The 22,995-nt window shown below is 72.1% G+C and carries 20 protein-coding genes and 1 tRNA gene; 13 read left to right on the forward strand and 8 right to left on the reverse strand.

Annotated elements, in window-relative coordinates; all coding sequences use genetic code 11:
* Positions 1 to 44: 44 nt before the first annotated feature.
* Complete coding sequence (locus tag ACX80P_RS00795) at positions 45 to 767, forward strand: SDR family oxidoreductase (RefSeq protein ID WP_459276129.1); 723 nt, start codon at positions 45 to 47, stop codon at positions 765 to 767.
* On the opposite strand, the gene ACX80P_RS00800 is transcribed toward ACX80P_RS00795, so the two are convergent.
* Complete coding sequence (locus ACX80P_RS00800; protein WP_459276773.1) at positions 733 to 1,887, reverse strand: glycosyltransferase family 9 protein; 1,155 nt, start codon at positions 1,885 to 1,887, stop codon at positions 733 to 735. The two genes, ACX80P_RS00795 and ACX80P_RS00800, sit on opposite strands and share 35 nt — an antisense overlap.
* Positions 1,888 to 2,103: 216 nt before the next feature.
* Here ACX80P_RS00800 and ACX80P_RS00805 point away from each other — a divergent pair, with 216 nt between their 5' ends.
* From ACX80P_RS00805 to ACX80P_RS00820, 4 genes are read left to right on the forward strand one after another with little or no spacing between them, the layout of a single operon-like run.
* On the forward strand, positions 2,104 to 3,513 hold the full coding sequence (locus ACX80P_RS00805) for an aldehyde dehydrogenase family protein (protein WP_459276130.1): 1,410 nt from the start codon (positions 2,104 to 2,106) through the stop codon (positions 3,511 to 3,513).
* Positions 3,513 to 5,072 (forward strand): PfkB family carbohydrate kinase, encoded by a 1,560-nt coding sequence (locus ACX80P_RS00810; RefSeq protein WP_459276131.1) that lies wholly within the window; start codon positions 3,513 to 3,515, stop codon positions 5,070 to 5,072. The genes ACX80P_RS00805 and ACX80P_RS00810 overlap by 1 nt, the downstream gene beginning before the upstream one ends.
* Positions 5,069 to 5,929: a glycosyltransferase family A protein gene (locus ACX80P_RS00815; protein WP_459276132.1), complete on the forward strand. Its 861-nt coding sequence runs from the start codon at positions 5,069 to 5,071 to the stop codon at positions 5,927 to 5,929. Before ACX80P_RS00810 ends, ACX80P_RS00815 begins: the two co-directional genes overlap by 4 nt.
* Positions 5,930 to 5,983: 54 nt before the next feature.
* Positions 5,984 to 6,172 (forward strand): DUF2795 domain-containing protein, encoded by a 189-nt coding sequence (locus tag ACX80P_RS00820; protein WP_459276133.1) that lies wholly within the window; start codon positions 5,984 to 5,986, stop codon positions 6,170 to 6,172.
* A 73-nt stretch (positions 6,173 to 6,245) separates the two neighbouring features.
* On the opposite strand, the gene ACX80P_RS00825 is transcribed toward ACX80P_RS00820, so the two are convergent.
* From ACX80P_RS00825 to ACX80P_RS00840, 4 genes are all read right to left on the reverse strand, one after another.
* The gene (locus ACX80P_RS00825) at positions 6,246 to 6,716 is read right to left on the reverse strand and encodes a VOC family protein (RefSeq protein ID WP_459276134.1); all 471 of its coding nucleotides are present in this window, start codon (positions 6,714 to 6,716) and stop codon (positions 6,246 to 6,248) included.
* A 98-nt stretch (positions 6,717 to 6,814) separates the two neighbouring features.
* Complete coding sequence (locus ACX80P_RS00830) at positions 6,815 to 7,519, reverse strand: hypothetical protein (RefSeq protein WP_459276135.1); 705 nt, start codon at positions 7,517 to 7,519, stop codon at positions 6,815 to 6,817.
* 122 nt (positions 7,520 to 7,641) lie between these two features.
* Positions 7,642 to 7,714: transfer RNA gene (locus ACX80P_RS00835), tRNA-Lys, on the reverse strand.
* A 119-nt stretch (positions 7,715 to 7,833) separates the two neighbouring features.
* Positions 7,834 to 9,003 (reverse strand): PQQ-dependent sugar dehydrogenase, encoded by a 1,170-nt coding sequence (locus tag ACX80P_RS00840; protein ID WP_459276136.1) that lies wholly within the window; start codon positions 9,001 to 9,003, stop codon positions 7,834 to 7,836.
* Positions 9,004 to 9,107: 104 nt separating this feature from the next.
* Here ACX80P_RS00840 and ACX80P_RS00845 point away from each other — a divergent pair, with 104 nt between their 5' ends.
* Complete coding sequence (locus tag ACX80P_RS00845; RefSeq protein ID WP_459276137.1) at positions 9,108 to 10,076, forward strand: 2-hydroxyacid dehydrogenase; 969 nt, start codon at positions 9,108 to 9,110, stop codon at positions 10,074 to 10,076.
* Positions 10,077 to 10,104: 28 nt separating this feature from the next.
* Here ACX80P_RS00845 and ACX80P_RS00850 read toward each other — a convergent pair whose 3' ends face one another.
* Complete coding sequence (locus ACX80P_RS00850; RefSeq protein WP_459276138.1) at positions 10,105 to 10,560, reverse strand: hypothetical protein; 456 nt, start codon at positions 10,558 to 10,560, stop codon at positions 10,105 to 10,107.
* A 232-nt stretch (positions 10,561 to 10,792) separates the two neighbouring features.
* On the opposite strand from ACX80P_RS00850, the gene ilvD reads away from it, so the two are divergent.
* The 7 genes from ilvD to metG all read left to right on the forward strand — a co-directional run bounded on the left by ilvD (position 10,793) and on the right by metG (position 20,667).
* Complete coding sequence (gene ilvD, locus ACX80P_RS00855; RefSeq protein ID WP_459276139.1) at positions 10,793 to 12,496, forward strand: dihydroxy-acid dehydratase; 1,704 nt, start codon at positions 10,793 to 10,795, stop codon at positions 12,494 to 12,496.
* 361 nt (positions 12,497 to 12,857) lie between these two features.
* Positions 12,858 to 14,738: an acetolactate synthase large subunit gene (locus ACX80P_RS00860; protein WP_459276140.1), complete on the forward strand. Its 1,881-nt coding sequence runs from the start codon at positions 12,858 to 12,860 to the stop codon at positions 14,736 to 14,738.
* A 2-nt stretch (positions 14,739 to 14,740) separates the two neighbouring features.
* Complete coding sequence (ilvN, locus tag ACX80P_RS00865) at positions 14,741 to 15,253, forward strand: acetolactate synthase small subunit (protein WP_459276141.1); 513 nt, start codon at positions 14,741 to 14,743, stop codon at positions 15,251 to 15,253.
* Between the two features lie 53 nt (positions 15,254 to 15,306).
* Positions 15,307 to 16,332: a ketol-acid reductoisomerase gene (gene ilvC / locus ACX80P_RS00870; RefSeq protein WP_104165528.1), complete on the forward strand. Its 1,026-nt coding sequence runs from the start codon at positions 15,307 to 15,309 to the stop codon at positions 16,330 to 16,332.
* A gap of 144 nt (positions 16,333 to 16,476) precedes the next feature.
* Positions 16,477 to 18,069, forward strand: a complete 1,593-nt coding sequence (gene serA / locus ACX80P_RS00875) for a phosphoglycerate dehydrogenase (RefSeq protein WP_459276142.1) — start codon at positions 16,477 to 16,479, stop codon at positions 18,067 to 18,069.
* 26 nt (positions 18,070 to 18,095) lie between these two features.
* Positions 18,096 to 19,025, forward strand: coding sequence for an acetamidase/formamidase family protein (locus ACX80P_RS00880; protein WP_459276143.1), 930 nt, complete (start codon positions 18,096 to 18,098; stop codon positions 19,023 to 19,025).
* Between the two features lie 70 nt (positions 19,026 to 19,095).
* The gene (gene metG / locus ACX80P_RS00885; RefSeq protein ID WP_459276144.1) at positions 19,096 to 20,667 is read left to right on the forward strand and encodes a methionine--tRNA ligase; all 1,572 of its coding nucleotides are present in this window, start codon (positions 19,096 to 19,098) and stop codon (positions 20,665 to 20,667) included.
* A 40-nt stretch (positions 20,668 to 20,707) separates the two neighbouring features.
* Here the strand turns inward: metG and ACX80P_RS00890 are convergent, their stop codons facing one another.
* Together ACX80P_RS00890 and ACX80P_RS00895 are read right to left on the reverse strand one after the other, a co-directional pair.
* Complete coding sequence (locus ACX80P_RS00890) at positions 20,708 to 21,247, reverse strand: hypothetical protein (protein ID WP_459276145.1); 540 nt, start codon at positions 21,245 to 21,247, stop codon at positions 20,708 to 20,710.
* A 30-nt stretch (positions 21,248 to 21,277) separates the two neighbouring features.
* Positions 21,278 to 22,990 carry an ATP-binding protein gene (locus tag ACX80P_RS00895; RefSeq protein ID WP_459276146.1) on the reverse strand — a complete coding sequence of 571 codons (1,713 nt, stop codon included), beginning with the start codon at positions 22,988 to 22,990 and terminating at the stop codon, positions 21,278 to 21,280.
* Between the last annotated feature and the right edge of the window lie 5 nt (positions 22,991 to 22,995).

Below are 22,995 nucleotides of genomic sequence, written 5' to 3' on the forward strand. Positions count from 1 at the left end.
CCGGCCCGTCCGGCCGGCCCCGAGCACGCTACGAAAGGAACACGATGACCGAGAACACGACGACCACCCCCGGCAACGGCTTCAACCCGGGACGCGTCCTGGTGACCGGCGGAGGCTCAGGCCTCGGCGCGGCGATCGTCCAGGGCGTCCTCGCCGCCGGCGGCACCCCCGTGGTGCTGGACCGCGACATCAGCCGCGTCACCGGCGTCAAGGCCTTCGAGGTCGACGTCGCCGACCGCGACGCCGTCGAGACCGCGGTCCGCGAGGCCGCGGAGATGATGGACGGGCTCGACGCCGTCGTCACCGCCGCCGGGATCGACCGGTGCGGCGCGCTCGACACCGTGCCCGCCGACGAGTGGGAGAAGGTGATCGGCGTGAACCTGATGGGCACGGCGTCCACCGCCCGCGCCGCCCTCCCGTACCTGAAGAAGACCCACGGCCGCGTGGTCACCATCGCCTCCACGCTCGGCATCAAGGCCGTCGGCGACGCGACGGCCTACTGCGCCTCGAAGTTCGGGGTCATGGGCTTCTCGCAGGCCCTCGCCGCGGAGACCGCCGGGCAGATCGGCGTCACGACGATCATCCCCGGCGGCATGAAGACGCGCTTCTTCGACGACCGCGACGAGCAGTACAAGCCGCAGGACGACTCACGCCTGAACGATCCCGAGCGGGTCGCCGAGGCGATCCTCTTCGCGCTCTCGCAGCCCAGGAGCTGCGAGATCCGCGAGATGGTCATCGCCCACGCAGAAGAAGGCTCGTGGCCCTGAGTTCCGCCACGTCCGCGTAGACGGCGCCGGGCTGGACGGCCGCGACGAGCGAGTCATCGTGCTCGCAGCGTTCTGCCGTCCAGCCCACCTGGGTGACGTCCACGCCGCAGACCGGGCAGTGCGTCACCCAGGAGAAGTGCACGCGGTGGAGGGTGCGGCCCACGGCCCCCGCGTTGATGACGTTGCCGATCCAGTAGACGCCGACCGTGGGTGTCCCGACGGCCTGCGCGAGGTGCCGGGGACCGCTGTCGTTGCCGACCAGGACGGCGCTGCGGTCGAGCACGCCGGCCAGTTCGCCCAGCGACAGCCCGCCCGCGAGCGACCGGACGTCCGCCGTCGGGTCCTGGGCCAGCGCCAGGCGGACGATCTCCTCGGCCGCCGGTACGTCCGTCGCGTCCCCGACCACCACCACCTCGCAGCCGTCGGCCGCGGCCCGCACCGCCACCTTGGCGAACGACGACGCCGGCCATCGGCGGCGCGGGTCCGTGGCGCCGGGGTGCAGGGCGACGACGGCGCCGTCCCCGGTCAGCCGCGCCGCGCGGTCCACCTCGTCCGGGACGACCGTCACCCGCGGTTCCAGGTCCACGGGCACCGCCCCGGCCAGGCCGGCGACCTCCAGGGCACGGAACACCTCGTGCTGGTAGTACACGTACGGGACGGTGCGTTCCAGCGCCACGGCGTCGGGAGTGCGGGTGCCGACCGTGTGGCGGGCACCCAGCCGCAGGAGGAACGGGTTCGAGTTGCGGCCGCCGCCGTGCAGCTGGACGGCGAGGTCGAAGGACCCCGTGATCCCGGCGAAGAAGGCGTCCACGGCTCCCGGGACCTCCTCCCCGGGGCGCACGCCGGGGGAGACGGGCAGTTCCAGGACCTCCGACACCGGGCCCGGCCGGTCGTTCAGCAGCGCCGCGTGGCCGGGCATGCCGAGCAGCGTGATGCCGGCGTCGGGATAGCAGGCGGCGAGGGCGGCGATCGCCGGCATCGCGAACATGAGGTCCCCGAGGCCGCCACCGCGCAGGACCGCGATCCGCCGGACGTCCCGGAACGGCTCGAGCACGGGGCCAACCGATCGCGCCGTGTCCTGCCGCCCGCCGAAGTCCGCCGTCGTCGTCCCGTCCCGCATGGATGTCCTCTCCGTCCGCCTGCCGCTGCCCGTGGGTGCGCTGTCCACTTCTTTCGCGAGGATCGCGAGGGCCACCGCTCCTTCTCCTGCCACCATATGCTAAGCGTGCTGATGACCGCGTGGGCGGGAAATCGGCCCGCCGCCTGTGTGAACGTGCCGGAGGGGGGTACGGGATGAGTAGATCAGCCGGAACGGCATTCGACAGCGAGGAGCACCATGTCCATCAACACCCAGGCACCCGCCCTGCTCCAGGTGCGTGACGACGAGTCCATCACCATCCTCGATCCCCGGGACGGCCGGACCGTCGGCACGCTGCCCTGCGCGACGCGGGAGCAGATCTCCCTGGCCGTCACCCTCGCCCGGACCGTGCAGCCCGAGTGGGCGGCCACGAGCCCCGCCGACCGCGGCGCAGCCCTCCGGCGCGCGGCCGCGGCGCTGCGCGACGGCGCCCGTGAACTGGCCGAGCTCAACACCCGGGAGACGGGCAAGCCCCCCGCGGATGCGCTGGGCGGCATCGAGGCGGCCGTGTCCACGCTCGAGCAGTACGCGGAGCTCGGCCCCGTCCACCGTGGTCTCAGCCTGCGCGGCGCCGTCACCGCCACCGACTACACGGTCGCCGAACCGCGCGGCGTCGCGGCGCTCCTGACGCCCTGGAACGATCCCGTTGCGGTGGCCGCCGGCCTGATCGGGGCGGCGCTCGTCACGGGCAACACGGTCATCCACAAACCCAGTGAACGCTGCCCCCACGTAGGCGCGCTCCTGGGGCGCCTGCTGCAGCCGGCCTTCCCGGACGGCGTGCTCACCACCCTGACGGGCGGCGCCGCAGTGGGGCAGCAACTCACCGCGGAGGCGGACGTCGACGTCCTCGCGCATGTGGGCTCCAGCGCCACGGGCGCGCGGATCGCCCGCGCCGCGGTCCTCACCGGCGCCCACGTGATCCGCGAGAACGGCGGCAACGACCCCCTGATCGTCGACGCCGACGTCGACCCGGTGTGGGCGGCCGGGCAGGCGGCGCTCGGGGCCTTCGCGAACGCCGGGCAGATCTGCACCTCCGTGGAGCGCATCTACGTGTGCAGGCCCATCGCCGAACCGTTCCTCGCGGCGTTGACGGAGGAGGCCCGCGGCAGGAACGCGAGCGGGTCCTTCCCGCCGCTCGTGGACCGCCGCATGCGCGACGCCGTCGCCGGCCAGGTCGCCGAGGCCCTCGAGCAGGGCGCGGTGTGCCTCGAGGGCGGTGCCGTCCCCGAGGGCGCCGGTGCCCAGTACCCGGCCACTGTCCTCACGGACTGCACGGAGGCCATGGGCGTCATGACGGAGGAGACCTTCGGCCCCGTGGCGCCCGTGACCGTCGTCGACAGCTTCGACGACGCCCTCCGCCTCGCCGCCGCCGGGCCCTACGGGCTCGCCGCGTCCGTCCTGACCGGGAGCATCGCCCATGCCCAGCGGGCCATCGCCGGGCTCGCCGTCGGGACCGTCAAGGTCAACGCCGTGTTCGGAGGCGCCCCGGGCGGTTCCGCCCAGCCCCGCGGCATCAGCGGTGCGGGCTTCGGCTACGGTCCCGAACTGCTCGACGAATTCGCCCTCGTGAAGGTCGTGCACCTCAGCGCACCCCCGCGGGAGGCCTGATGGACGACGCCGTACAGCATCACCCCGGTGACATCGCACCGGAGGACCGGGACGCTCCCGGGGACCTCGCGGAGGTCCGGGGCCTCGCGGCCTGGGTGCCCGCCGCCATCGCGGACCGCGCGCCGTCCGTCACGGTGGTCGGGGACGCGATGCTCGACGGCTGGTGGAGCGGCACCATCGAGCGGTTCTGCCGGGAGGCACCCGCGCCGGTCGTCGACGTCACGCACCGCGAGTACGCGGCGGGCGGCGCGGCGAACACGGCCGTGAACCTCGCAGCGCTCGGTGCCCGGGTGAGGATGTGCGCGCTGATCGGGGACGACGACGCCGGCCGCCGCCTGCGCGCCATCCTCGAGGATGCCGGCGTGGACACCACGGACCTCGTCCAGGACCCCCGTGTCGGCACCACCACCAAGTACCGCATCCTCGCCGGCGACCAGGTCATGCTGCGCCTCGACGACACGCACGACGCCCTCCCCGCCGCCTCGACCGCCGCGCTGGCGGCGCGGGTCCCCGCGGCCGTCGCGGGCGCGGACGCCGTCATCGTCTGCGACTACGGCTCCGGGGCACTGCACGGGGACGTCCGCGCCGCCCTCGCTCGCCGGACCACCCTCGATCCCGGCGCGGTCGTCGTGGTCGACGCGCACGACACCGCGGCGTGGTCCGCGCTGCGCCCCGACATCGTCACGCCGAACGCCCAGGAGACCGCCCAGGTCCTCGGCACGCGCCTCGACCCGCGGACGGACCGGGCCGCCGTCGTGGCTGAACACCGCGGCGACCTGCTCGCGGCGACCAACGCCGTGAACGTCGTCGTGACGCTGGACCGCGACGGCACGGTCCTGCTCGGCCAGGACGGCGAGGAGCACCGCACCTACGCCAGGCCCGCCACGGAGAAGCAGGCCTCCGGCGCGGGGGACACGTTCGTCGCGAGTCTCACCGCCGCGCGCGCCGCCGGCCTCCCGCTCACCACGAGCCTGGACCTCGCCCAGGCCGCCGCCGACGTCGTCGTCCACCGCCCGGGCACCTCCGTGTGCACGACGGCGGACCTCACGAGCCACCTGCAGCAGTTCGCCGACACGGCCCTGCCCACCGCCGAGCTGCTGCGCAAGGTGGAGGCCGACCGCGCCGCGGGCAGGCGGATCGTCCTCACGAACGGGTGCTTCGACGTGCTGCACCGTGGCCACACGCGCTACCTCGACCAGGCGAAGCAACTCGGGGACGTCCTCGTGGTCGCCCTGAACGACGACGCCGGCGTGCGCCGGCTCAAGGGCCCCGACCGTCCGATCAACGCCATCGCCGACCGCGCGGGCATCATCGCGTCGCTCAGCTGCGTCGACTACGTGACCGTCTTCTCCACCGACACCCTGGTGCCGCTCATCGAGCAGCTGAAGCCCGATATCTACGCCAAGGGCGGCGACTACACCGCGCAGATGCTGGAGGAGACACCCGCCGTGGAGGCCTGCGGCGGCCGCGTCAGCATCCTCGACTACGTCCCGGAGCGCTCCACGGCGGAGGTCGTCCGCCGGATCCGGGCCACCCCCCTGCCGGGGGAGCTACCGTGACACGGCGCTGGTCGGGCGAGTGGGGTCTGGAGCCCTCCGCCGGGGAGCCCGAGCTCGACGTGCTGATTCCCACGGCCGGCCGTCCCGCGGAACTCGCCGTGACGCTGGCCGGCCTCGCCGCCCAGGACGGCGCCTTCCGCGTCACCGTCAGCGACCAGACGGACGGCGAGGCGGCGTCGTTCGAGCAGCCCGCCGTCCGTGCGATGGTGCGCGTCCTCGAGGCGCAGGGCCGGCCGGTCCGGCTCGGACGGCACGTGCCGCGTCGGGGACTCGCCGAGCACCGGAACCACCTGCTGGGACTGGCCGCGGCGCCGCTCGTTCTCTTCCTGGACGACGACGTCTGGCTCGAACCAGGAACGCTGGACCGCATGAGCCGCGCCCTGCGGGTCGCCGGCTGCGGCTTCGTGGGCTCCGCCGTGCAGGGCCTGTCCTACCTCGACGACCACCGGCCCGACGAACGGAGCGAACTCGCCCTCTGGCCCGACGACGCGGTGCGGCCCGAACGCATCCGCTCCGGCGCGGAGGGCTTCGCACGCTGGCCCCTGCACAACGCGGCCAACCTCGCCCACGCCGCCGCGGACCTCGCGATCCCGCCGGGCGGATGGCGCCTCTACCGCGTGGCCTGGGTGGGCGGCTGCGTCCTGTTCGATCGGGCAGCCCTGGTGGATTGCGGCGGATTCGACTTCTGGGACCAGCTGCCGCCCGGGCATGCGGGGGAGGACGTCGCCGCCCAGTGGCGCGTGATGGAGCGCTACGGCGGAGCGGGCATCATCCCCTCCGGAGCCGTCCACCTCGAGGCGCCCACCACGGTGCCCGACCGCGGCACAGACGCTGCCCGGGAGATCCTGGGCCAGTGACGGTGCCGCCCTACCGGCAGCACCAGCAACCGAATCGAAGCGAAGGAGCACCACATGGCAGATCCCAGCCCGATCGACATCCAGAAGGCCCTCGGCGGCATGGACTACCCGGCGTCGAAGGACGACCTCGTCCGCCACGCGAAGGACAAGGGCGCCGACGACGCGGTGCTCCGCACGCTGGAGAACCTCCCGGACCGCGAGTTCGACTCGCCGACCGACGTGAACAAGGAAGCATCCGCGTAGAACGGACCCGGCGGCGGTGTCCCCGCGGGGGCACCGCCGCCGGTCGCGCCTGCCGCGGGGCCGCTTCCCGGGGCTAACTCCGAGCCGTTTCCCGCGACGACCCGGAGGCCGCCGCCGGTGCGCCGTCGTTCGCCGGTGCGCCGGCGATGTTGACCATCCAGGTGATCCCGAAGCGGTCGACACACATGCCGAAGCTGTCGCCCCAGGGCGACGGCGCGAGGGGGAGCACCTCGCTGCCGCTGCCCGCGAGGGCGTCCCAGTACCCGCGGATCTCGGGCTCGTCGTCGCCGCTGATCGAGAGCGAATGCCCGGCCGGGGCCGTGTACTCCATGCTGTTCGGGGTATCGGCCGCCATGATCACCTGGCCCGACGGCGTCGTCAGCATCGAGTGCATGATCTTGTCCTGCTCGGCCGGGTCCTCGCTCATGCCGAACTCCCCGAAGGTGCTGCGCTCCAGGTCCCCGCCGAACACGGACTGGTAGAAGTCCATGGCCTCCTTCGCGGTGTCCTTGAAGCTGAGGTACGTGTTGATCGTCGCTGCCATGGAATCGCCTCTCGTCGGGTGGCTCGTCGGCCACGCCCTGGTGCCGGACGGAGTGATTATCGTCCTCGGGAGCGGCACTGGGAAGGGCCCGGCGGTTCTCAGGACGCCGGGGGCTCCGGACGCCGGCCGATCGCGCCGGCGACCTTCTCCTCCAGGGAGCTGACCGTGGCGGCAGGCAGCACGATCAGGCCGTCGAGCTCACGGCGGGCGCGCCGGTACGCGGTCTGGCGCTCCGCCGCCGTGGCGGCGTCGTCGACGGCCACGGTCACGAGCCGCCGCGCCGTCTCCAGCCGCTGCCGTTCCTCCCTGCTGAACCCGCTCGCGCGGACCCGCCGGGCCTCGGTCTCGGCGATCTGGAAGGCGACGTCGTAGGAGGTGACCGCCGACCGGTAGGCTGCCAGCTCCTCGGGCGTGATCGACGTCGAGTCCTCCGGCCGCAGCGCGTCGGCCTCCCGTTTGGCCCGCAGGAACGCCACCGTCAGGGGCTCGCGGACGTCGGTCATCATGGGGTAGTCGATGAGTTTCGCGGCGTCGAGCTCGTAGGCCAGCCACCGGCGGTCGACCTCCGCGTGCATGCGCTGCACGTGCTCACGCTGGGTCCTCGTCGGGGAGCGCTGCGCCTCGGGCGGCGCGGGGGCCGGCGCGGAGACGGCTGCCGGATGCTTCAGGCGGTACAGCTCCATCTTCCGCTGGTGCCGCCGCTCCGACGCTTCGGAGAGGGACTTGCCCCAGATGGCGAACACTCCCGAGAGCGGGAAGACGAGCCACCAGTAGCTCCCGGCGAAGGACAGGATATCGTTCACGCGTCCATCGTAGGCCCGGCCGCCGCCGCCCTACGAGGAGCCGGGGGCGGACCCGGAGCCGCGCGTAGACGTACGAAACCCCGCCCCCCAGGCGGCGAGACCTGAAGGACGGGGCTTCGATGTGCACCCCCCGGGACTTGAACCCGGAACCCATTGATTAAGAGTCAATTGCTCTGCCAATTGAGCTAGAGGTGCGTGGCGTCTTCCCGGTGTTCTCGTGCCCTCCGGGTCATCCGCAACAGCATGAAACTCTACCAGCAGTTCGGCCGAAACATGAAACCGGCGCTCCGACCCGCATGCCTCCCTGCCCGTCGTCACCCGGATCCCCTGTCGATCCGCAGGATCCTCGCCCCGCCGGTCTCGTTGGTGGCCACGAGCAGCGAGCCGTCGGCGCCGGCCGCAACGTCGCGCAGGCGCCCGAACTGCCTGTCGAACCGGCTGGCGGGTTCTCCCGCCGTGCCCCCTCGGAGCGGGACCTGCCAGAGCCGCTGCCCCCGCAGGCCGCCGATGTACGCGACATCGTCGAGGATCGCCATGCCGCTCGGCGACGACGCCGCCGTGGACGGCCAGACCACCTGGGCGTCGGTGTACCGGGGATCGCCCGGGGCGCCCGTGACCTCCGGCCACCCGTAGTTCCCGCCGGGCACCACGAGGTTCAGTTCGTCGTCGACCTCCGGGCCGAACTCCGAGGCCCAGAGCCGGCCGGCGGAGTCCCATGCGAGCCCCTGTACGTTCCGGTGGCCGAGGGTGTACACCGGCGAGCCCGGCGTCGGGTTGTCCGCGGGGATGCCGCCGGCGGCCGTGACGCGGAGGATCTTCCCGCCGAGGCTCGCCGGGTCCTGCGCCCGCTCACGGACCCCGGCATCGCCGGTACCGATGTAGAGGTGCCCGTCGGGGCCGACGGCGATCCGCCCGCCGTTGTGGATCTCGGCCTTCGGGATCCCGTCCAGCACCGGCTCCGGGGCGCCGAGCCGCCCGTCGGCCCACGGCAGGCGCACCACGCGGTTGTCGGTGGCCGACGTGTAGTAGGCATACAGGACATCGGGCTCCGCCGGCCCGGTACCCCGTCCCGTCCCGCCGACGGCGAGTCCGAGCAGGCCTCCCTCACCGCCGGCGGACGCAGCCTCCGGGATGCTGCCGATCACCTCGGTGCCGGTGCCGCTGATCCGCAGGATCTCGCCGGTCTCCCGCTCGGAGACGAGGAGGGTGCCGTCGCCCAGCACCACCACGGACCAGGGCAGGCCGAGCCCGGTGGCGGCGTCCCCGGCGTGGGCGAGGCGAGGGAGCGCGGCGGGAGGACCGTCCGGGGAGGCGCCGGATGCGGGGGATGCGGGACCCGCGGACGCGCCGGGCGTGGCGGACGCCCCGGCGTACAGGGGATCCGGTTCGGTGTCCGCGGTGGAGCAGCCGGCCAGCAGGAGCACGGCTGCCGCAGGGAGGGCCCGGGCGAGGAGGCGGGCGGGTCGCCGTCGGGCGGCTGACATGGTCCGACCCTAGGGCGGGCCGCCGGTGGTGTCCACCCCTGCGGTTCGCACGGGCAGGGGGAGCCGGCGGGACGGCGCCGCGCCGATCCCCCTAAGCTGGCGCCATGACGATCCCCGCCGCCGCAGAGCACCCGACCGTCCGCACGCTGAGCGTCCCCTCCGCCGACCTGCGCGACGCCCTGACCGGCGTCTCCGCCGGCGTCGACATCGTGCTGTGGGACTTCCGGGCGCCGCCCGAGGGCTGCGACCCGGCGGCGCTGGACGCCGTCGTCCTGCCGTACACGGGGCGCGCGCACCTCGACGGCGCGCTCGACGCCGCGCCGAACCTCGTGCTCGTCCAGACGCAGTCCACCGGCTACGACGGCGTGGCCGAGCTCGTCGGCCCGGACGTGGCCATCGCCACCGCCGCGGGCGTCCACGCGGCCGCCACCGCCGAACTCGCCGTCGGCCTCGCCCTCGCGTCGCTGCGGGGGATCGACGACGCCGTGCGGCAGCAGGCCGAGGGTCGGTGGCACAGCGCGCGGTACCCGGGCCTCGCGGACCGGCGGGTCCTGCTGGTGGGCGTCGGCGGGATCGGGGAGGAGATCCGACGGCGGCTGGCCACCTTCGAGGCGGAGGTGACCCGCGTGGGCAGCACGGCGCGCGACGACGCCGTCGGCCATGTCCACGGCAGCGACGAGCTCGTCCGGCTCGCACCGGAGCACGACGTCGTCATCGTCATCACGCCCCTCACGGAGGCCACGCGGGGGCTGGTCGGGGCGGAGGTGCTCGCGGCGCTGCCCGACGGCGCGCTGGTCGTCAACGTCGCGCGGGGCGCGGTGGTCGACACCGCGGCGCTCACCCGGGAGGTGGTGGCGGGCCGGCTCCGGGCGGCCCTCGACGTCGTCGATCCGGAGCCGCTGCCCGCGGGGCACCCGCTGTGGAGCGCACCCGGTGCGATCATCACGCCCCACGTGGGCGGCAACACCGACGCGTTCCCGCCCCGCATCCTCGCCCTGCTCCGCCGGCAGGTCGAGCAGCTGGGCCGCGGCGGGGAACCCGTCAATCTCGCGCGGCGCGGGCCATGGGCCTGAGGCTCCCCGTCCGGGGGCAGGGAGCGGCTCAGGCCATCCCGATGAAGGCGTCCATGAACGACGTGAAGTCCGTCACGTCCTCCTCCTGGTCCAGGTGCAGTGCCGTGCCGGGGCCGATGTCGAGGACGGGGGACGCGGCGACACCGAACCGGAAGATCCGCCCGGTGCTGGTGCCCACTTCGAAGGTCCGGTCCTCGTCCCACTGCAGTGCGTGGGCGAGGTTGGTCATGTTGACCTCGACGGGCACCCCGGCCCCCGTGATGCCGGCCAGGTCCACCGGGGCGATCATCAGCTCGGCCGGCTTCCACCGGTAGCCCACCACGTAGGCCGTCCGGGCGTCGGGCGCGGCCGCCTGCGCCGCGAACACGAGGTTGTAGTCGCCGTAGTTCGGGATCTGCGAGTCGAAGACCCGGCGCAGGGCGTTCTTCAGGCCCTGCCCGCCGTCGAGCGGTCGGCTGGGGGAGGGGGGCTCATCGGGGGTCATATCACGGCCGTTGCGGTAGGAGGCAGGAGGACTCGGCCCCTGGCGGGACTGCTCGCGGTGCGCCTGGCGGGCTGTCGAGCGGCCCGCGAAGTCCACACTGTACCGGAGCGTGCACGCCTCGTACGAGGGGACGCGCGCGGGCCGGGCCTGCCCGCCGTCGGGCCCGCCGGAGGCTGTAACAGGCCGGTCACATGGCGAAACGTGCGCGCGGCGCGGGCCTAGACTCTCCCTCATGAGCGCGGACACCACCCCAGACATCAAGCCGAGAAGCCGCATCGTCACGGACGGCATCCACGCGGCGCCGGCGCGTGGCATGTTCCGTGCCGTGGGCATGGGCGACGACGACTTCGCCAAGCCGCAGATCGGCGTCGCGAGCTCGTGGAACGAGATCACGCCGTGCAACCTCTCCCTGAACCGGCTGGCGCAGGGAGCGAAGGAGGGCGTCCACGCCGGCGGCGGGTTCCCCATGCAGTTCGGCACCATCTCCGTCTCCGACGGCATCTCCATGGGCCACGAGGGGATGCATTTCTCCCTCGTCTCGCGGGAGGTCATCGCGGACTCCGTCGAGACCGTCATGGAGGCCGAGCGCATCGACGGCTCGGTGCTCCTCGCGGGCTGCGACAAGTCCCTGCCGGGCATGCTCATGGCTGCCGCCCGCCTCGACCTCGCCTCCGTCTTCCTGTACGCCGGCACGATCATGCCCGGGTTCGCGAAGCTCGAGGACGGCACGGAGAAGGAGGTCACCCTGATCGACGCGTTCGAGGCCGTCGGGGCCTGCGCGGCCGGCAAGATGAGCCTGAAGGACCTCGACAGCATCGAACGCGCCATCTGCCCGGGCGAAGGCGCCTGCGGCGGCATGTACACCGCGAACACCATGGCCTGCATCGGCGAGGCCCTCGGCATGTCCCTGCCCGGCTCGGCCGCCCCGCCGTCCGCCGACCGTCGCCGCGACATGTTCGCCCGCAAGTCCGGCGAGGCCGTCGTCAACCTCCTGCGCCTCGGCATCACGGCCCGGGACATCATGACCAAGAAGGCGTTCGAGAACGCCATCGCGGTCACCATGGCGTTCGGCGGTTCCACCAACGCCGTGCTCCACCTGCTCGCGATCGCCCGTGAGGCGGAGGTGGAGCTGACCCTCGACGACTTCACGCGCATCGGCGAGCGGATCCCGCACCTCGGCGACCTGAAGCCGTTCGGCCGCTACGTCATGTTCGACGTCGACAAGGTGGGCGGTGTCCCCGTGATCATGAAGGCGCTGCTCGACGCCGGCCTCATCCACGGCGACTGCCTCACCGTCACCGGCAGGACCGTCGCCGAGAACCTCGCGGAGATCGACCCGCCGGACCTCGACGGCAAGATCCTGCGCGCGCTCGACAATCCGCTGCACAAGACCGGCGGCATCACGATCCTGCACGGTTCCCTCGCCCCCGGGGGCGCCGTCGTGAAGAGCGCCGGCTTCGACGCCGACGTCTTCGAGGGCACCGCGCGCGTCTTCGAACGCGAGCAGGGCGCCCTCGACGCGCTCGACGCCGGCGGGATCCACGCCGGGGACGTCGTCGTCATCCGCTACGAGGGCCCGAAGGGCGGCCCCGGCATGCGCGAGATGCTCGCCATCACGGGCGCCATCAAGGGGGCCGGGCTCGGCAAGGACGTGCTCCTCCTGACCGACGGACGCTTCTCCGGCGGCACCACGGGCCTGTGCATCGGGCACGTGGCGCCGGAGGCGGTCGACGGCGGCCCCATCGCCTTCGTGCGCGACGGCGACCGCATCCGGGTCGACATCGCCGCGAAGAGCTTCGACCTCCTCGTCGACGAGGCCGAGCTCGAGGAACGGCGGGTGGGCTGGGAGCCGCTCCCCGCCCGCTACACCAAGGGCGTCCTGGCGAAGTACGCCAAGCTCGTCCACTCGGCCTCCGAAGGGGCCTACTGCGGTTGAGGGCCGCCGGGTCCGGCCCGCCGGGCGAGAGGCCCTCTCCCGGCGGGCCCGGGCCCGCGATGTTAATGTCCACTAACTGGACGGTTTGTCCATCATGTGAGACTGGAAGGGGTCCGGTTGACACCCTTTCGCGGGGGCGGGGAAACTACAGGTATGCATCCCGAACCCGTAGTCGTCATCCTTACCCAGCGCGTGGCCTGAAGCCCGTCCGGTAGACGACTGCAGTCACGCGCAACCCCTCGCAGAGCCCGACAAGGCCGAGGGGTTTTTTTGTTGACACAACCCGTCAGCACAAGAGAGTGCGCGGAAGCCCGCAGTCACAGTTGCACCCGTGCAGCGAACGTTCCGAAGGAAGTCTGAGATGTCCAAGGGATCGCCCATCAGCCCAGCGCTGCTGGCAGCAAGGCCAGCACCTCCCCCAGCACCCGCGCGGGACTCCGCGCCCGTCGCCGCGGCGAGCCCCGTCCGCGGCCCCAACCGGGTCGTCGCCCCCACCGGGATGCTCGGATCGGCGGCGATCGTCCGGTCCCTGGAGGAACTCGGCGTCGACGACGTCTTCGGCCTCCCCGGCGGTGCCATCCTCCCCACCTACGACCCCCTCCTGGCCTCCACGAAGCTCCGGCACGTCCTCGTCCGGCACGAGCAGGGAGCGGGACACGCGGCGCAGGGCTACGCCATGGTCACCGGCCGCCCCGGCGTGTGCATCGTGACCTCGGGACCCGGGGCCACGAACCTCGTGACAGCCATCGCCGACGCGCACATGGACTCCGTGCCCATGGTCGCCATCACCGGGCAGGTCTCGAGCGCCTTCATCGGCTCGGACGCCTTCCAGGAGGCGGACATCGTCGGCATCACCATGCCGATCACCAAGCACTCCTACCTCGTCACCGACGCGCAGGACATCCCCCGCGTGCTCGCCGAGGCGTTCCACATCGCGACGACCGGACGCCCGGGCCCCGTGCTCGTGGACATCTCCAAGGACGCGCAGCAGGCGCCCATGACCTTCTCCTGGCCGCCCCGGATCGACATCCCCGGCTACCGGCCCGTGGTGCGTGGCCACGCCAAGCAGGTCCGGGAGGCCGCGCGGCTGATCAGCGGCTCGCAGCGCCCCGTGTTCTACGTGGGCGGCGGCGTGGTCAAGGGACATGCCTCCCAGGAACTGCGTGAACTCGCCGAACTCGTCGGCGCCCCCGTGGTCACCACCCTCATGGCCCGCGGCGTGTTCCCCGACTCCCACCAGCAGCACGTCGGCATGCCGGGCATGCACGGCTCCGTCTCGGCCGTGACCGCGCTCCAGCAGTCGGACCTGCTGATCACGCTCGGCGCGCGCTTCGACGACCGCGTGACCGGCGTGCTCGCCAGCTTCGCCCCGAACGCGAAGGTCATCCACGCGGACATCGACCCGGCCGAGATCTCCAAGAACCGCGCCGCCGACGTCCCGATCGTCGGCTCGGTGAAGGAGATCATCCCCGAACTCACCGCCGCCGTCCGTGAATCGTTCGCAGCGCAGGAACGCCCTGACATCTCCGCCTGGTGGAGGACCATCGACCACCTGCGCGAGACCTACCCGGTGGGCTTCACCCAGCCCGACGACGGCCTGTCGGCCCCGCAGCAGGTCATCAAGCGCATCGGCGAGCTCACGGGCCCCGAGGGTGTGTTCGTCTCCGGCGTGGGCCAGCACCAGATGTGGGCCGCGCAGTTCATCCAGTACGAGCGCCCGCACGCCTGGCTCAACTCCGGCGGCCTCGGCACCATGGGCTACTCCGTCCCCGCCGCGATGGGCGCCAAGGTCGGCAACCCGGACCGCGTGGTCTGGGCCATCGACGGCGACGGCTGCTTCCAGATGACCAACCAGGAACTGGCCACCTGCGTCATCAACAACATCCCCATCAAGGTCGCCGTCATCAACAACTCCTCGCTCGGCATGGTCCGCCAGTGGCAGACCCTCTTCTACGAGGGCCGTTACTCCAACACGGACCTCAACACGGGCCATGACACCGTCCGCGTCCCCGACTTCGTGAAGCTCGCGGACGCCTACGGGTGCGTGGGCCTGCGCTGCGAGCGGGACGAGGACATCGACGCCACCATCCAGCAGGCCCTGGCCATCAACGACCGCCCCGTCGTCATCGACTTCGTGGTTAGCCGCGACTCCATGGTCTGGCCGATGGTGCCCTCGGGCGTCAGCAACGACCTCATCCAGATCGCCCGCAACATGACCCCGACCTGGGAACAGGAGGACTGACCATGGCACGCCATACCCTGTCCGTGCTCGTCGAGGACGTCCCCGGCGTCCTGACCCGCGTCGCCAGCCTGTTCGCACGGCGCGCGTTCAACATCAACTCGCTCGCCGTCGGACCGACGGAGGTGCCGGGCATGTCCCGCATCACCGTCGTGGTGGAGGCCGAGGGTGACCTCCTCGAGCAGGTCACCAAGCAGCTGAACAAGCTCATCAACGTCATCAAGATCGTCGAGCTCACCACCGACCAGTCGGTGCAGCGCGACCACGTCCTGATCAAGGTCAGGGCCGACGCCGCCACGCGCCTCCAGGTGACCCAGGCGGCCGACCTGTTCCGCGCGTCCGTGGTCGACGTCGCGATCGACTCACTGATCATCGAGGCGACCGGCACGGCCGAGAAGCTCTCGGCGCTCCTGTCCGTCCTCGAGCCGTTCGGCATCCGCGAGATCGTGCAGTCGGGCACACTGGCGATCGGCCGCGGCGCGAAGTCGATGAGCGACCGCGCGCTGCGCAGCGCCTGACCCCCGCAGTCCCCAGACCTTTCCAGCAGCACCCACCCAAGGAGAAAACACCCGTGACCGAGATGTTCTACGACGACGACGCCGATCTGTCCATCATCCAGGGACGCACCGTGGCCGTCATCGGCTACGGCAGCCAGGGCCACGCCCACGCCCTCAGCCTGCGCGATTCCGGCGTCGACGTGCGCGTCGGCCTGAAGGAGGGTTCGGCGTCGCGCGCCAAGGCCGAGGCGGAGGGGCTCCGCGTCCTCTCCGTGGCCGAGGCCACCGCCGAAGCCGACCTCATCATGGTGCTCACCCCGGACCAGGTGCAGCGCCACGTGTACAAGGACGAGATCGCACCCAACCTGCAGGCCGGCGACGCGCTGTTCTTCGGGCACGGCTTCAACATCCGCTACGGCTACATCCAGCCTCCGGCCGACGTCGACGTCGCCCTCGTGGCGCCCAAGGGCCCCGGGCACATCGTCCGCCGCGAGTTCGAGGCCGGGCGCGGTGTCCCCGACCTCATCGCCGTCGAGCAGGACGCGTCCGGCAAGGCCCGTGACCTGGCCCTGTCCTACGCGAAGGCCATCGGCGGCACCCGTGCGGGCGTCATCGAGACCACCTTCACCGAGGAGACCGAGACGGACCTCTTCGGCGAGCAGGCCGTGCTGTGCGGCGGCGCCTCCCAGCTCATCCAGTACGGGTTCGAGACGCTGACCGAGGCCGGCTACAAGCCGGAGGTCGCCTACTTCGAGGTGCTCCACGAGCTGAAGCTCATCGTCGACCTCATGGTCGAGGGCGGCATCGCCAAGCAGCGCTGGAGCGTCTCCGACACCGCCGAGTACGGCGACTACGTCTCCGGCCCCCGGGTGATCACGCCCGAGGTGAAGGAGAACATGAAGGCCGTCCTCGCGGACATCCAGAACGGCGCCTTCGCCAAGCGGTTCATCGACGACCAGGACGCCGGGGCACCGGAGTTCACCGCACTCCGCAAGAAGGGCGAGGACCACCCGATCGAGAGCACGGGCCGCGAGCTGCGCAAGCTCTTCTCGTGGATCAAGACGAACGACGACTACACCGAGGGTTCCGTAGCGCGCTAGCGCTGGCACCACCGGTCCCGGCAGGGCGCTCCCACATGTGCCCGACGCTCGACGACGAGCACATGAGCGGAGCGCCCTGCCGGACGTGTGTCCGGCCCCGCCCGTCCCCCTGATCCGCCCGCCTACAGCCCCGAAGGAACCCCCGTGACCACCAAGCCCGTCGTCCTCCTCGCCGAAGAACTTTCGCCCGCCACCGTCGAGGCGCTGGGCCCCGACTTCGAGATCCGCAGCACCGACGGCGCGGACCGCCCGCAGCTGCTCGGCGCACTCGCCGACGTCGAGGCCGTGCTCGTGCGCTCGGCGACGCAGATGGACGCGGAGGCCATCCGGGCGGCACCGAAGCTGAAGGTCATCGCCCGGGCGGGCGTGGGCCTCGACAACGTGGACATCAAGGCCGCGACGCAGGCCGGCGTCATGGTCGTGAACGCCCCGATGTCGAACATCATCTCCGCCGCCGAGCTGACCGTCGGCCACATCCTCAGCCTCGCCCGGAACATCCCGCAGGCCAGCGCGGCGCTCAAGGCGGGGGAGTGGAAGCGCTCGAAGTACTCCGGCACGGAACTGTACGAGAAGAACATCGGGATCATCGGCCTCGGGCGGATCGGCGCCCTCGTCGCGGCCCGCCTGCAGGGCTTCGGTACGCAGATCCTCGCCTACGACCCCTACGTGACCTCGGCCCGCGCCGCCCAGCTCGGGGTACGCCTCGTGACCCTCGAGGAGCTGCTCCGCGAGTCGGACTTCGTCACCATCCACATGCCCAAGACCCCCGAGACCGTCGGGATGCTCGGCGCCGAGGCCTTCGCGCTCATGAAGGACACCGCCTACGTGGTCAACGTGGCGCGGGGCGGGCTGGTCGACGAGGAGGCCCTCCACACCGCGCTGGAGCAGGGGCAGATCGCCGGCGCCGGCGTGGACGTCTTCGTCCGGGAGCCCAGCACCGACCTCCCGTTCTTCGCGCACGACAGCGTCGTGGTGACCCCCCACCTCGGGGCGTCCACGGAGGAGGCCCAGGAGAAGGCGGGCATCTCCGTGGCGAAGTCGGTGCGGCTCGCCCTGGCCGGGGAGCTCGTGCCCGATGCCGTCAACGTCGCCGGCGGCGTGATCGACCCGGCCGTGCGCCCGGGCATCCCGCTCATGGAGAAGCTCGGCCGGATCTTCACGGCCCTCACGCATGCCTCCCTGACGCAGATCGACATCGTCGTGGCGGGCGAGATCGCGTCCCTCGACGTCAAGGCCCTGGAACTGGCCGCGCTCAAGGGCGTCTTCACCGACGTCGTCTCCGAGCAGGTGTCCTACGTCAACGCGCCCGTCCTCGCCGAGCAGCGCGGCATCACCTCGCGCCTGATCACGACGTCCGAGTCCGAGGAGTACCGCAACGTGCTCACCCTGCGCGGGGCGCTCTCCGACGGCAGCCAGATCTCCGTGGCCGGCACGCTCACCGGGCCCAAGCAGGTGGAGAAGCTCGTCGGCGTCAACGGCTACGACCTCGAGATCCCCATCAGCGAGCACCTCCTCGTGCTCCTCTACGCCGACCGCCCCGGCGTGATCGGTGCGCTCGGCCGCCTCCTCGGCGAGCGGGACATCAACATCGCCGGCATGCAGGTGGCCCGGAGCAAGGAGAGCGGCCAGGCGCTCTCCCTCCTCACCGTGGACAGCGCTGTGCCGCAGGACGTCCTGGACGCCATCCGCGTGGAGATCGGCGCCTCCGTGGCGCGTGAAGTGGACCTGCAGGACTGAGCGCCCGCCCGATCGAGAGGGAACCCGTGCCCAGCCATCACCTCCCGGCGACCGAGGCGACCGCCACGCAGGTCCTGTCGCGGGACACCCTGCCCGTCCTGCGGATCGAACCCGGCGACCGCGTCGTCGTCGAGTCCCTCGACGCATCCGGCCACCTCGAACGGCAGGCCACGCCGGGCGCGGTGACGTCCTACCGGTTCCCGGACCGGCGCGGCCACGCGCTCACCGGGCCCATCGACGTCGCGGGGACCGTGCCCGGCGACGTGCTCGCCGTGCGCTTCGACGCGCTGGAGCCCGCGGACTGGGGCTGGACGGTAGCGGGCCGGAGGGACGACGCCTTCGCGCGGAGCCTCAGCCTCGGCGGGACGGAGCCCGCGTGGCTGCTGTGGGACCTCGACCGGGAGACCGGCACGGGCACCAACCAGTACGGTCACGTCGTCCGCCTGGCCCCGTTCCTCGGCGTCGTGGGGCTGCCGCCGGCCGAGCCGGGCGAGCACTCGACCACCCCGCCGCGCGCGGCAGGCGGCGGCAACATCGACTGCCGGGAGCTCACCGCCGGGTCCACGCTGTTCCTGCCCGTGACGGTCCCCGGTGCCCTCCTGCACCTCGGCGACGGACACGCGGCGCAGGGCGACGGCGAGGTGGGCGGCACCGCCATCGAGTGCGGCATGACGACGACGGTCACCGTCGACGTCCTCCGCGACGCCCCGGTGCCGGGCATCCACGCGGTGACGCCGACAGCGCGCGTCACGTTCGGCTTCGACGCCGACCTCAACCGGGCGACCGCGGAGGCTCTCGGCGCCATGCTCACCTGGTTGCAGCAGCTCCACGGGCTCGAACGGAAAGCGGCGCTGGCGCTGGCCAGCTCCGTCGTCGACCTCCGGGTGACGCAGATCGCCAACCAGACGTGGGGCGTCCACGCCGTCCTCGGGCTCGACGCCGTCGGCACCGCCTGACGTCCCGGCTGCGGCCCCGCCGGCGCTGCACGCTTGGGCAAATGCGGGCCGCGCGGGGTAATTTCATAGGGTGACTCCCGCAGCCGACGAGAAGCCCTCGTTCTACATCACCACGGCCATCTCCTACCCCAACGGCGTGCCGCACATCGGCCACGCCTACGAGACGATCGCCGTCGACGCCATGGCACGCTTCAAGCGCCTCGACGGCTACGACGTCATGTACCTGACGGGCACCGACGAGCACGGGCTCAAGATGCAGCAGGCGGCGGACCGCGAGGGCATCCCGGTCCGCGAGCTCGCCACCCGCAACGCGCTGGCGTTCCGGGACATGAACGACGTCGTCGGCACCTCCTACGACCGCTTCATCCGCACCACGGACGAGGACCACTACGCCGCCGCCGCCGAGATCTGGAAGCGGATGGAGGCCAACGGCGACATCTACCTCGACAAGTACGCGGGCTGGTACTCGGTCCGCGACGAGTCGTTCTGGGGCGAGGACGAGACCGAGCTCCGCGAGGACGGGGTGCGGTACGCGAAGGAGACCGACACCGAGGTCACCTGGACGGAGGAGGAGAGCTACTTCTTCCGGCTCTCGGCCTACCAGCAGAAGCTGCTGGACCTGTACGAGGCGCAGCCCGGGTTCGGCGCGCCCCAGTCCCGCTTCAACGAGGTCATCTCCTTCGTGCGCCGCGGCCTCGAGGACCTGTCCATCAGCCGCACCACGTTCGACTGGGGAGTGCCCGTCCCCGGCAACCCGGACCACGTCATGTACGTCTGGGTGGACGCTCTCACCAACTACCTGACCGGCGTCGGCTTCCCCGACACCGCGTCGGAGCGCTTCCGGAAATTCTGGCCCGCGGACGTCCACGTGATCGGCAAGGACATCTCCCGCTTCCACGCCATCTACTGGCCCGCGTTCCTCCTCTCCGCGGGGCTCGAGGTCCCGAAGCGCATCATGGTGCACGGGTTCCTCCACAACAAGGGCGTCAAGATGTCGAAGTCGCTCGGCAACACGGTGGCGCCCGCCGACTGGGTGGACCAGTACGGACTGGACCAGGTGCGCTTCTTCCTCCTCCGGGAGGTCCCGTTCGGGGCCGACGGCTCGTACAGCCACGAGGCCGTGGTGGGGCGCATGAACGCGGACCTCGCCAACAACTTCGGGAACCTCGCGCAGCGGTCGCTGTCCATGGTCGCCAAGAACTGCGGCGGCGCCGTGCCCCGGCCCGGGGAGTTCACCCCCGCCGACACGGAGATCCTCGAGCAGGCCCACGCCCTGCTCGCGACGAGCCGCGCCGCCTACGGGAAGCAGGAGTTCTCCCGCGCGTTGGAGGCCGTCTGGGCAGTCCTGGGCGAGACGAACGCGTACTTCGCGGACCAGCAGCCGTGGGTCCTGCGGAAGACCGACCCGGAACGCATGGCCACCGTGCTGTACGTGACGCTGGAGGTGCTCCGCGTGGTCGCCATCCTCACCCAGCCGGTCATGCCGACCAGCGCGGGGCGCATCCTCACGGCCCTCGGACAGGGGGAGGCGAGCGACGACGCCCGGCGGCTCTTCAGCGCCCTCGGCGAGCGGATCACACCGGGCACGGACCTCCCCGCGCCCACGCCCGTGTTCCCCAAGTACGAGGAGCCGGCGGCCTGACCGGCCGTCCGCCGGGGCTGCCGCAGCAGCGCCCGGGGCGCTACTGGAGGAGGAAGCGGGACGGTGCGGTCTCCGTCATGACGCGGGCCACGGTGTCCTGCTGCGCCTTCGACGCCGCCAGCAGGCGCTCGAGCGCGGTGCGGTCGAAGCCGGGGCGCCCGGCGCCGGCGGTCGCCTGCGGCGGCAGGGCGAGGAGCGTCGCCCACAGGGCCTCCTTGCCCCGGAGGAGCGACTGGAGTGCCTCGAGTTCCAGTTGCGCCCCGGCCGTCGCCTTGCGGCGCAGGGGGTTCAGCGGGTCGAACTCGGCAACGACGGACGCGACGTGCGCGAAGCCCATCTTGATACGGCTCGGGCGGTGTCCCAGGGTCTTGATGAGCTTCTTGAGATAGGTACGCTCCTCGCCGATCTCCTTGCGCAGCCGGAGGAACTCGGCCTCGTGCGGGGTGTTCGACCACGACAGCCGCGCCGCGCTGAAGAGGCGGACCCCATTGGTGGCGCCGGCCAGGTGGAGGTCGAGGTAGGGCAGGAGCGTGTCGAGGTCCAGCCGGGTCCCCGGGATGCCGTTCGTGGCGCGCGTCATGGGCGTTCCTTCCATCGGATGATCAGCACCTCACCCTACGGCAGCGGAATCGAGGAGCGGAAGCGTGATGACGACGGCCGTCCCGACACCGAGGACGGACTCGATCGTGATCCTGCCGTGGTGGGCCTCGACGGTCTTCTTCGCCAGGGACAGCCCGACACCGGCTCCGGGCAGGACCAGATGGGCGTTCGCTCCCCGGTGGAACGAGTCGAAGAGGCGCGGCACGTCATCGGCGGGGATGCCGATGCCGGTGTCCCGTACGACGACGGCGACGCGCCCGTGGTCCGGTTCGTAGGTCAGCCCGATCGACACCGTGCCGTCCTCCTGCGTGAACTTGACCGCGTTGGACAGCACGATCGCCAGGGCCGCCGAGAGCTGCCCTCGGTCACCGGGGACCGTCACCGGATGATCCGGCAGGCTGCACTCGAGGGCGATGCGGCCCGCGGCGGCCTGCAGGACGGTTCGGCCCGAGAGCTCGGACACGAGGTGTACGAGGTCCACGGGCCCGTACTCGGAGGCCCCGGAGTCGTGGGAGGAGAGCGCGGAGATGTCCTCGATCAGCCGGCTCAGCTTGGCCGTGTTGCGTTCGACCGCCTGCAGCATGGTGCTCGCCTCCGCCGGCAGCTCGCCGCCGACGCCGTCGAGGATCATCTCGAGATACCCGGCGATCGAGGCGAGCGGGGTGCGCAGCTCGTGGTTCACGGTGCCGACGAAGTCCATCTTGGCCTGGTTGAGCGTCTGCAGCTCCCGGACCGCCTGCTGCTGGCGGGAGATGAGCTGGGCCTGGATCAGCCCGTGGGCGAGATTCCCCAGGACGTGCTGGGTCAGGGCGCCGGCCACGCCGGACCAGGCCTGGGGCCGGTCCTCGCTCATGATCCACAGGAGTCCGAAGGGAGTGTCTCCCTCGCCGAGGGCCGCGACGACGCCGTGGACGGTGCGTCCGGCGTCGCTCTCCCGCAACCACCCGGGGGCGGGCACGTCCCCGGTGTCGGACGCAGCCCCGGGGCCGGCGCTGAAGCCGGCGGTGGTGCTGTCCTCCCACAGGGTGAGGGCGAGGGGGAGCGCGGCCTCCTGGTGCTCGCGCCGGGGTACGGGCAGGGGCCTCCGCGTGCCCTCCGCGGAGTCGGTCCAGCTGCTGCCGCGCGCGGCGACCCGCTCGTCGTCGAAGACCTGCAGCGCCACGTGGTGGGCGCCGAGGGCGGGCCCGACGCCGGAGAGGAAGGAGTCGACCATCACGGCGGGGTCGTTCGTGGCTCGGATCCGGGCGGAGATGCCCCGCATGTCCTCGCGCAGCACGGCGGCCGACGCACGCTGTGTCCGGCGGCGCCGACGCCGCGCGATCGCTGCGTCGGCGCGATGTACCAGTTCGGCGGGGTTCACGGGCTGGAAGACGACGTCGGAGGCGTGCCGCCCGAGGGCCTCCGGCACTTCTCCCGTCCAGCCCTCGGGGAGCAGGAGGATCACGGGCAGGCTCGCGAGCTCCGGGTGACGGGTGAGGATGCCCCCGAGCGAGTCGGCGGAGGCGAGGGCCGTGGGCAGGTCCACGAGCAGGATGTCCGGGCTCCCGCTGAGGACGGCGTCGAGAACCGACCCTCCGGGGAGGACCGCCTCGACGCGGTACCCGCCCTCCTCGAGCGGCCGGCGCGCGGCCGCGGAGCCCTCGGCGCACACGGAGGCGACGACGGCGAGCGCCCCGCCGTTCCCTGCTGCTGCGTCCTGCCCCACGGTGTCCTCTCCGATCACGACTG

Source organism: Arthrobacter arabinosi (genome assembly GCF_054511115.1).

What these genes read in the sequence shown, in the direction of transcription:
- ACX80P_RS00795 (WP_459276129.1), top strand. Translation starts at nt 45, where the DNA reads ATGACCGAGAACACGACGACCACCCCCGGCAACGGCTTCAACCCGGGA.
- ACX80P_RS00800 (WP_459276773.1), bottom strand. Translation starts at nt 1,887, where the DNA reads ATGCGGGACGGGACGACGACGGCGGACTTCGGCGGGCGGCAGGACACG.
- ACX80P_RS00805 (WP_459276130.1), top strand. Translation starts at nt 2,104, where the DNA reads ATGTCCATCAACACCCAGGCACCCGCCCTGCTCCAGGTGCGTGACGAC.
- ACX80P_RS00810 (WP_459276131.1), top strand. Translation starts at nt 3,513, where the DNA reads ATGGACGACGCCGTACAGCATCACCCCGGTGACATCGCACCGGAGGAC.
- ACX80P_RS00820 (WP_459276133.1), top strand. Translation starts at nt 5,984, where the DNA reads ATGGCAGATCCCAGCCCGATCGACATCCAGAAGGCCCTCGGCGGCATG.
- ACX80P_RS00825 (WP_459276134.1), bottom strand. Translation starts at nt 6,716, where the DNA reads ATGGCAGCGACGATCAACACGTACCTCAGCTTCAAGGACACCGCGAAG.
- ACX80P_RS00840 (WP_459276136.1), bottom strand. Translation starts at nt 9,003, where the DNA reads ATGTCAGCCGCCCGACGGCGACCCGCCCGCCTCCTCGCCCGGGCCCTC.
- ACX80P_RS00845 (WP_459276137.1), top strand. Translation starts at nt 9,108, where the DNA reads ATGACGATCCCCGCCGCCGCAGAGCACCCGACCGTCCGCACGCTGAGC.
- ACX80P_RS00850 (WP_459276138.1), bottom strand. Translation starts at nt 10,560, where the DNA reads ATGACCCCCGATGAGCCCCCCTCCCCCAGCCGACCGCTCGACGGCGGG.
- ilvD (WP_459276139.1), top strand. Translation starts at nt 10,793, where the DNA reads ATGAGCGCGGACACCACCCCAGACATCAAGCCGAGAAGCCGCATCGTC.
- ACX80P_RS00860 (WP_459276140.1), top strand. Translation starts at nt 12,858, where the DNA reads ATGTCCAAGGGATCGCCCATCAGCCCAGCGCTGCTGGCAGCAAGGCCA.
- ilvN (WP_459276141.1), top strand. Translation starts at nt 14,741, where the DNA reads ATGGCACGCCATACCCTGTCCGTGCTCGTCGAGGACGTCCCCGGCGTC.
- ACX80P_RS00890 (WP_459276145.1), bottom strand. Translation starts at nt 21,247, where the DNA reads ATGACGCGCGCCACGAACGGCATCCCGGGGACCCGGCTGGACCTCGAC.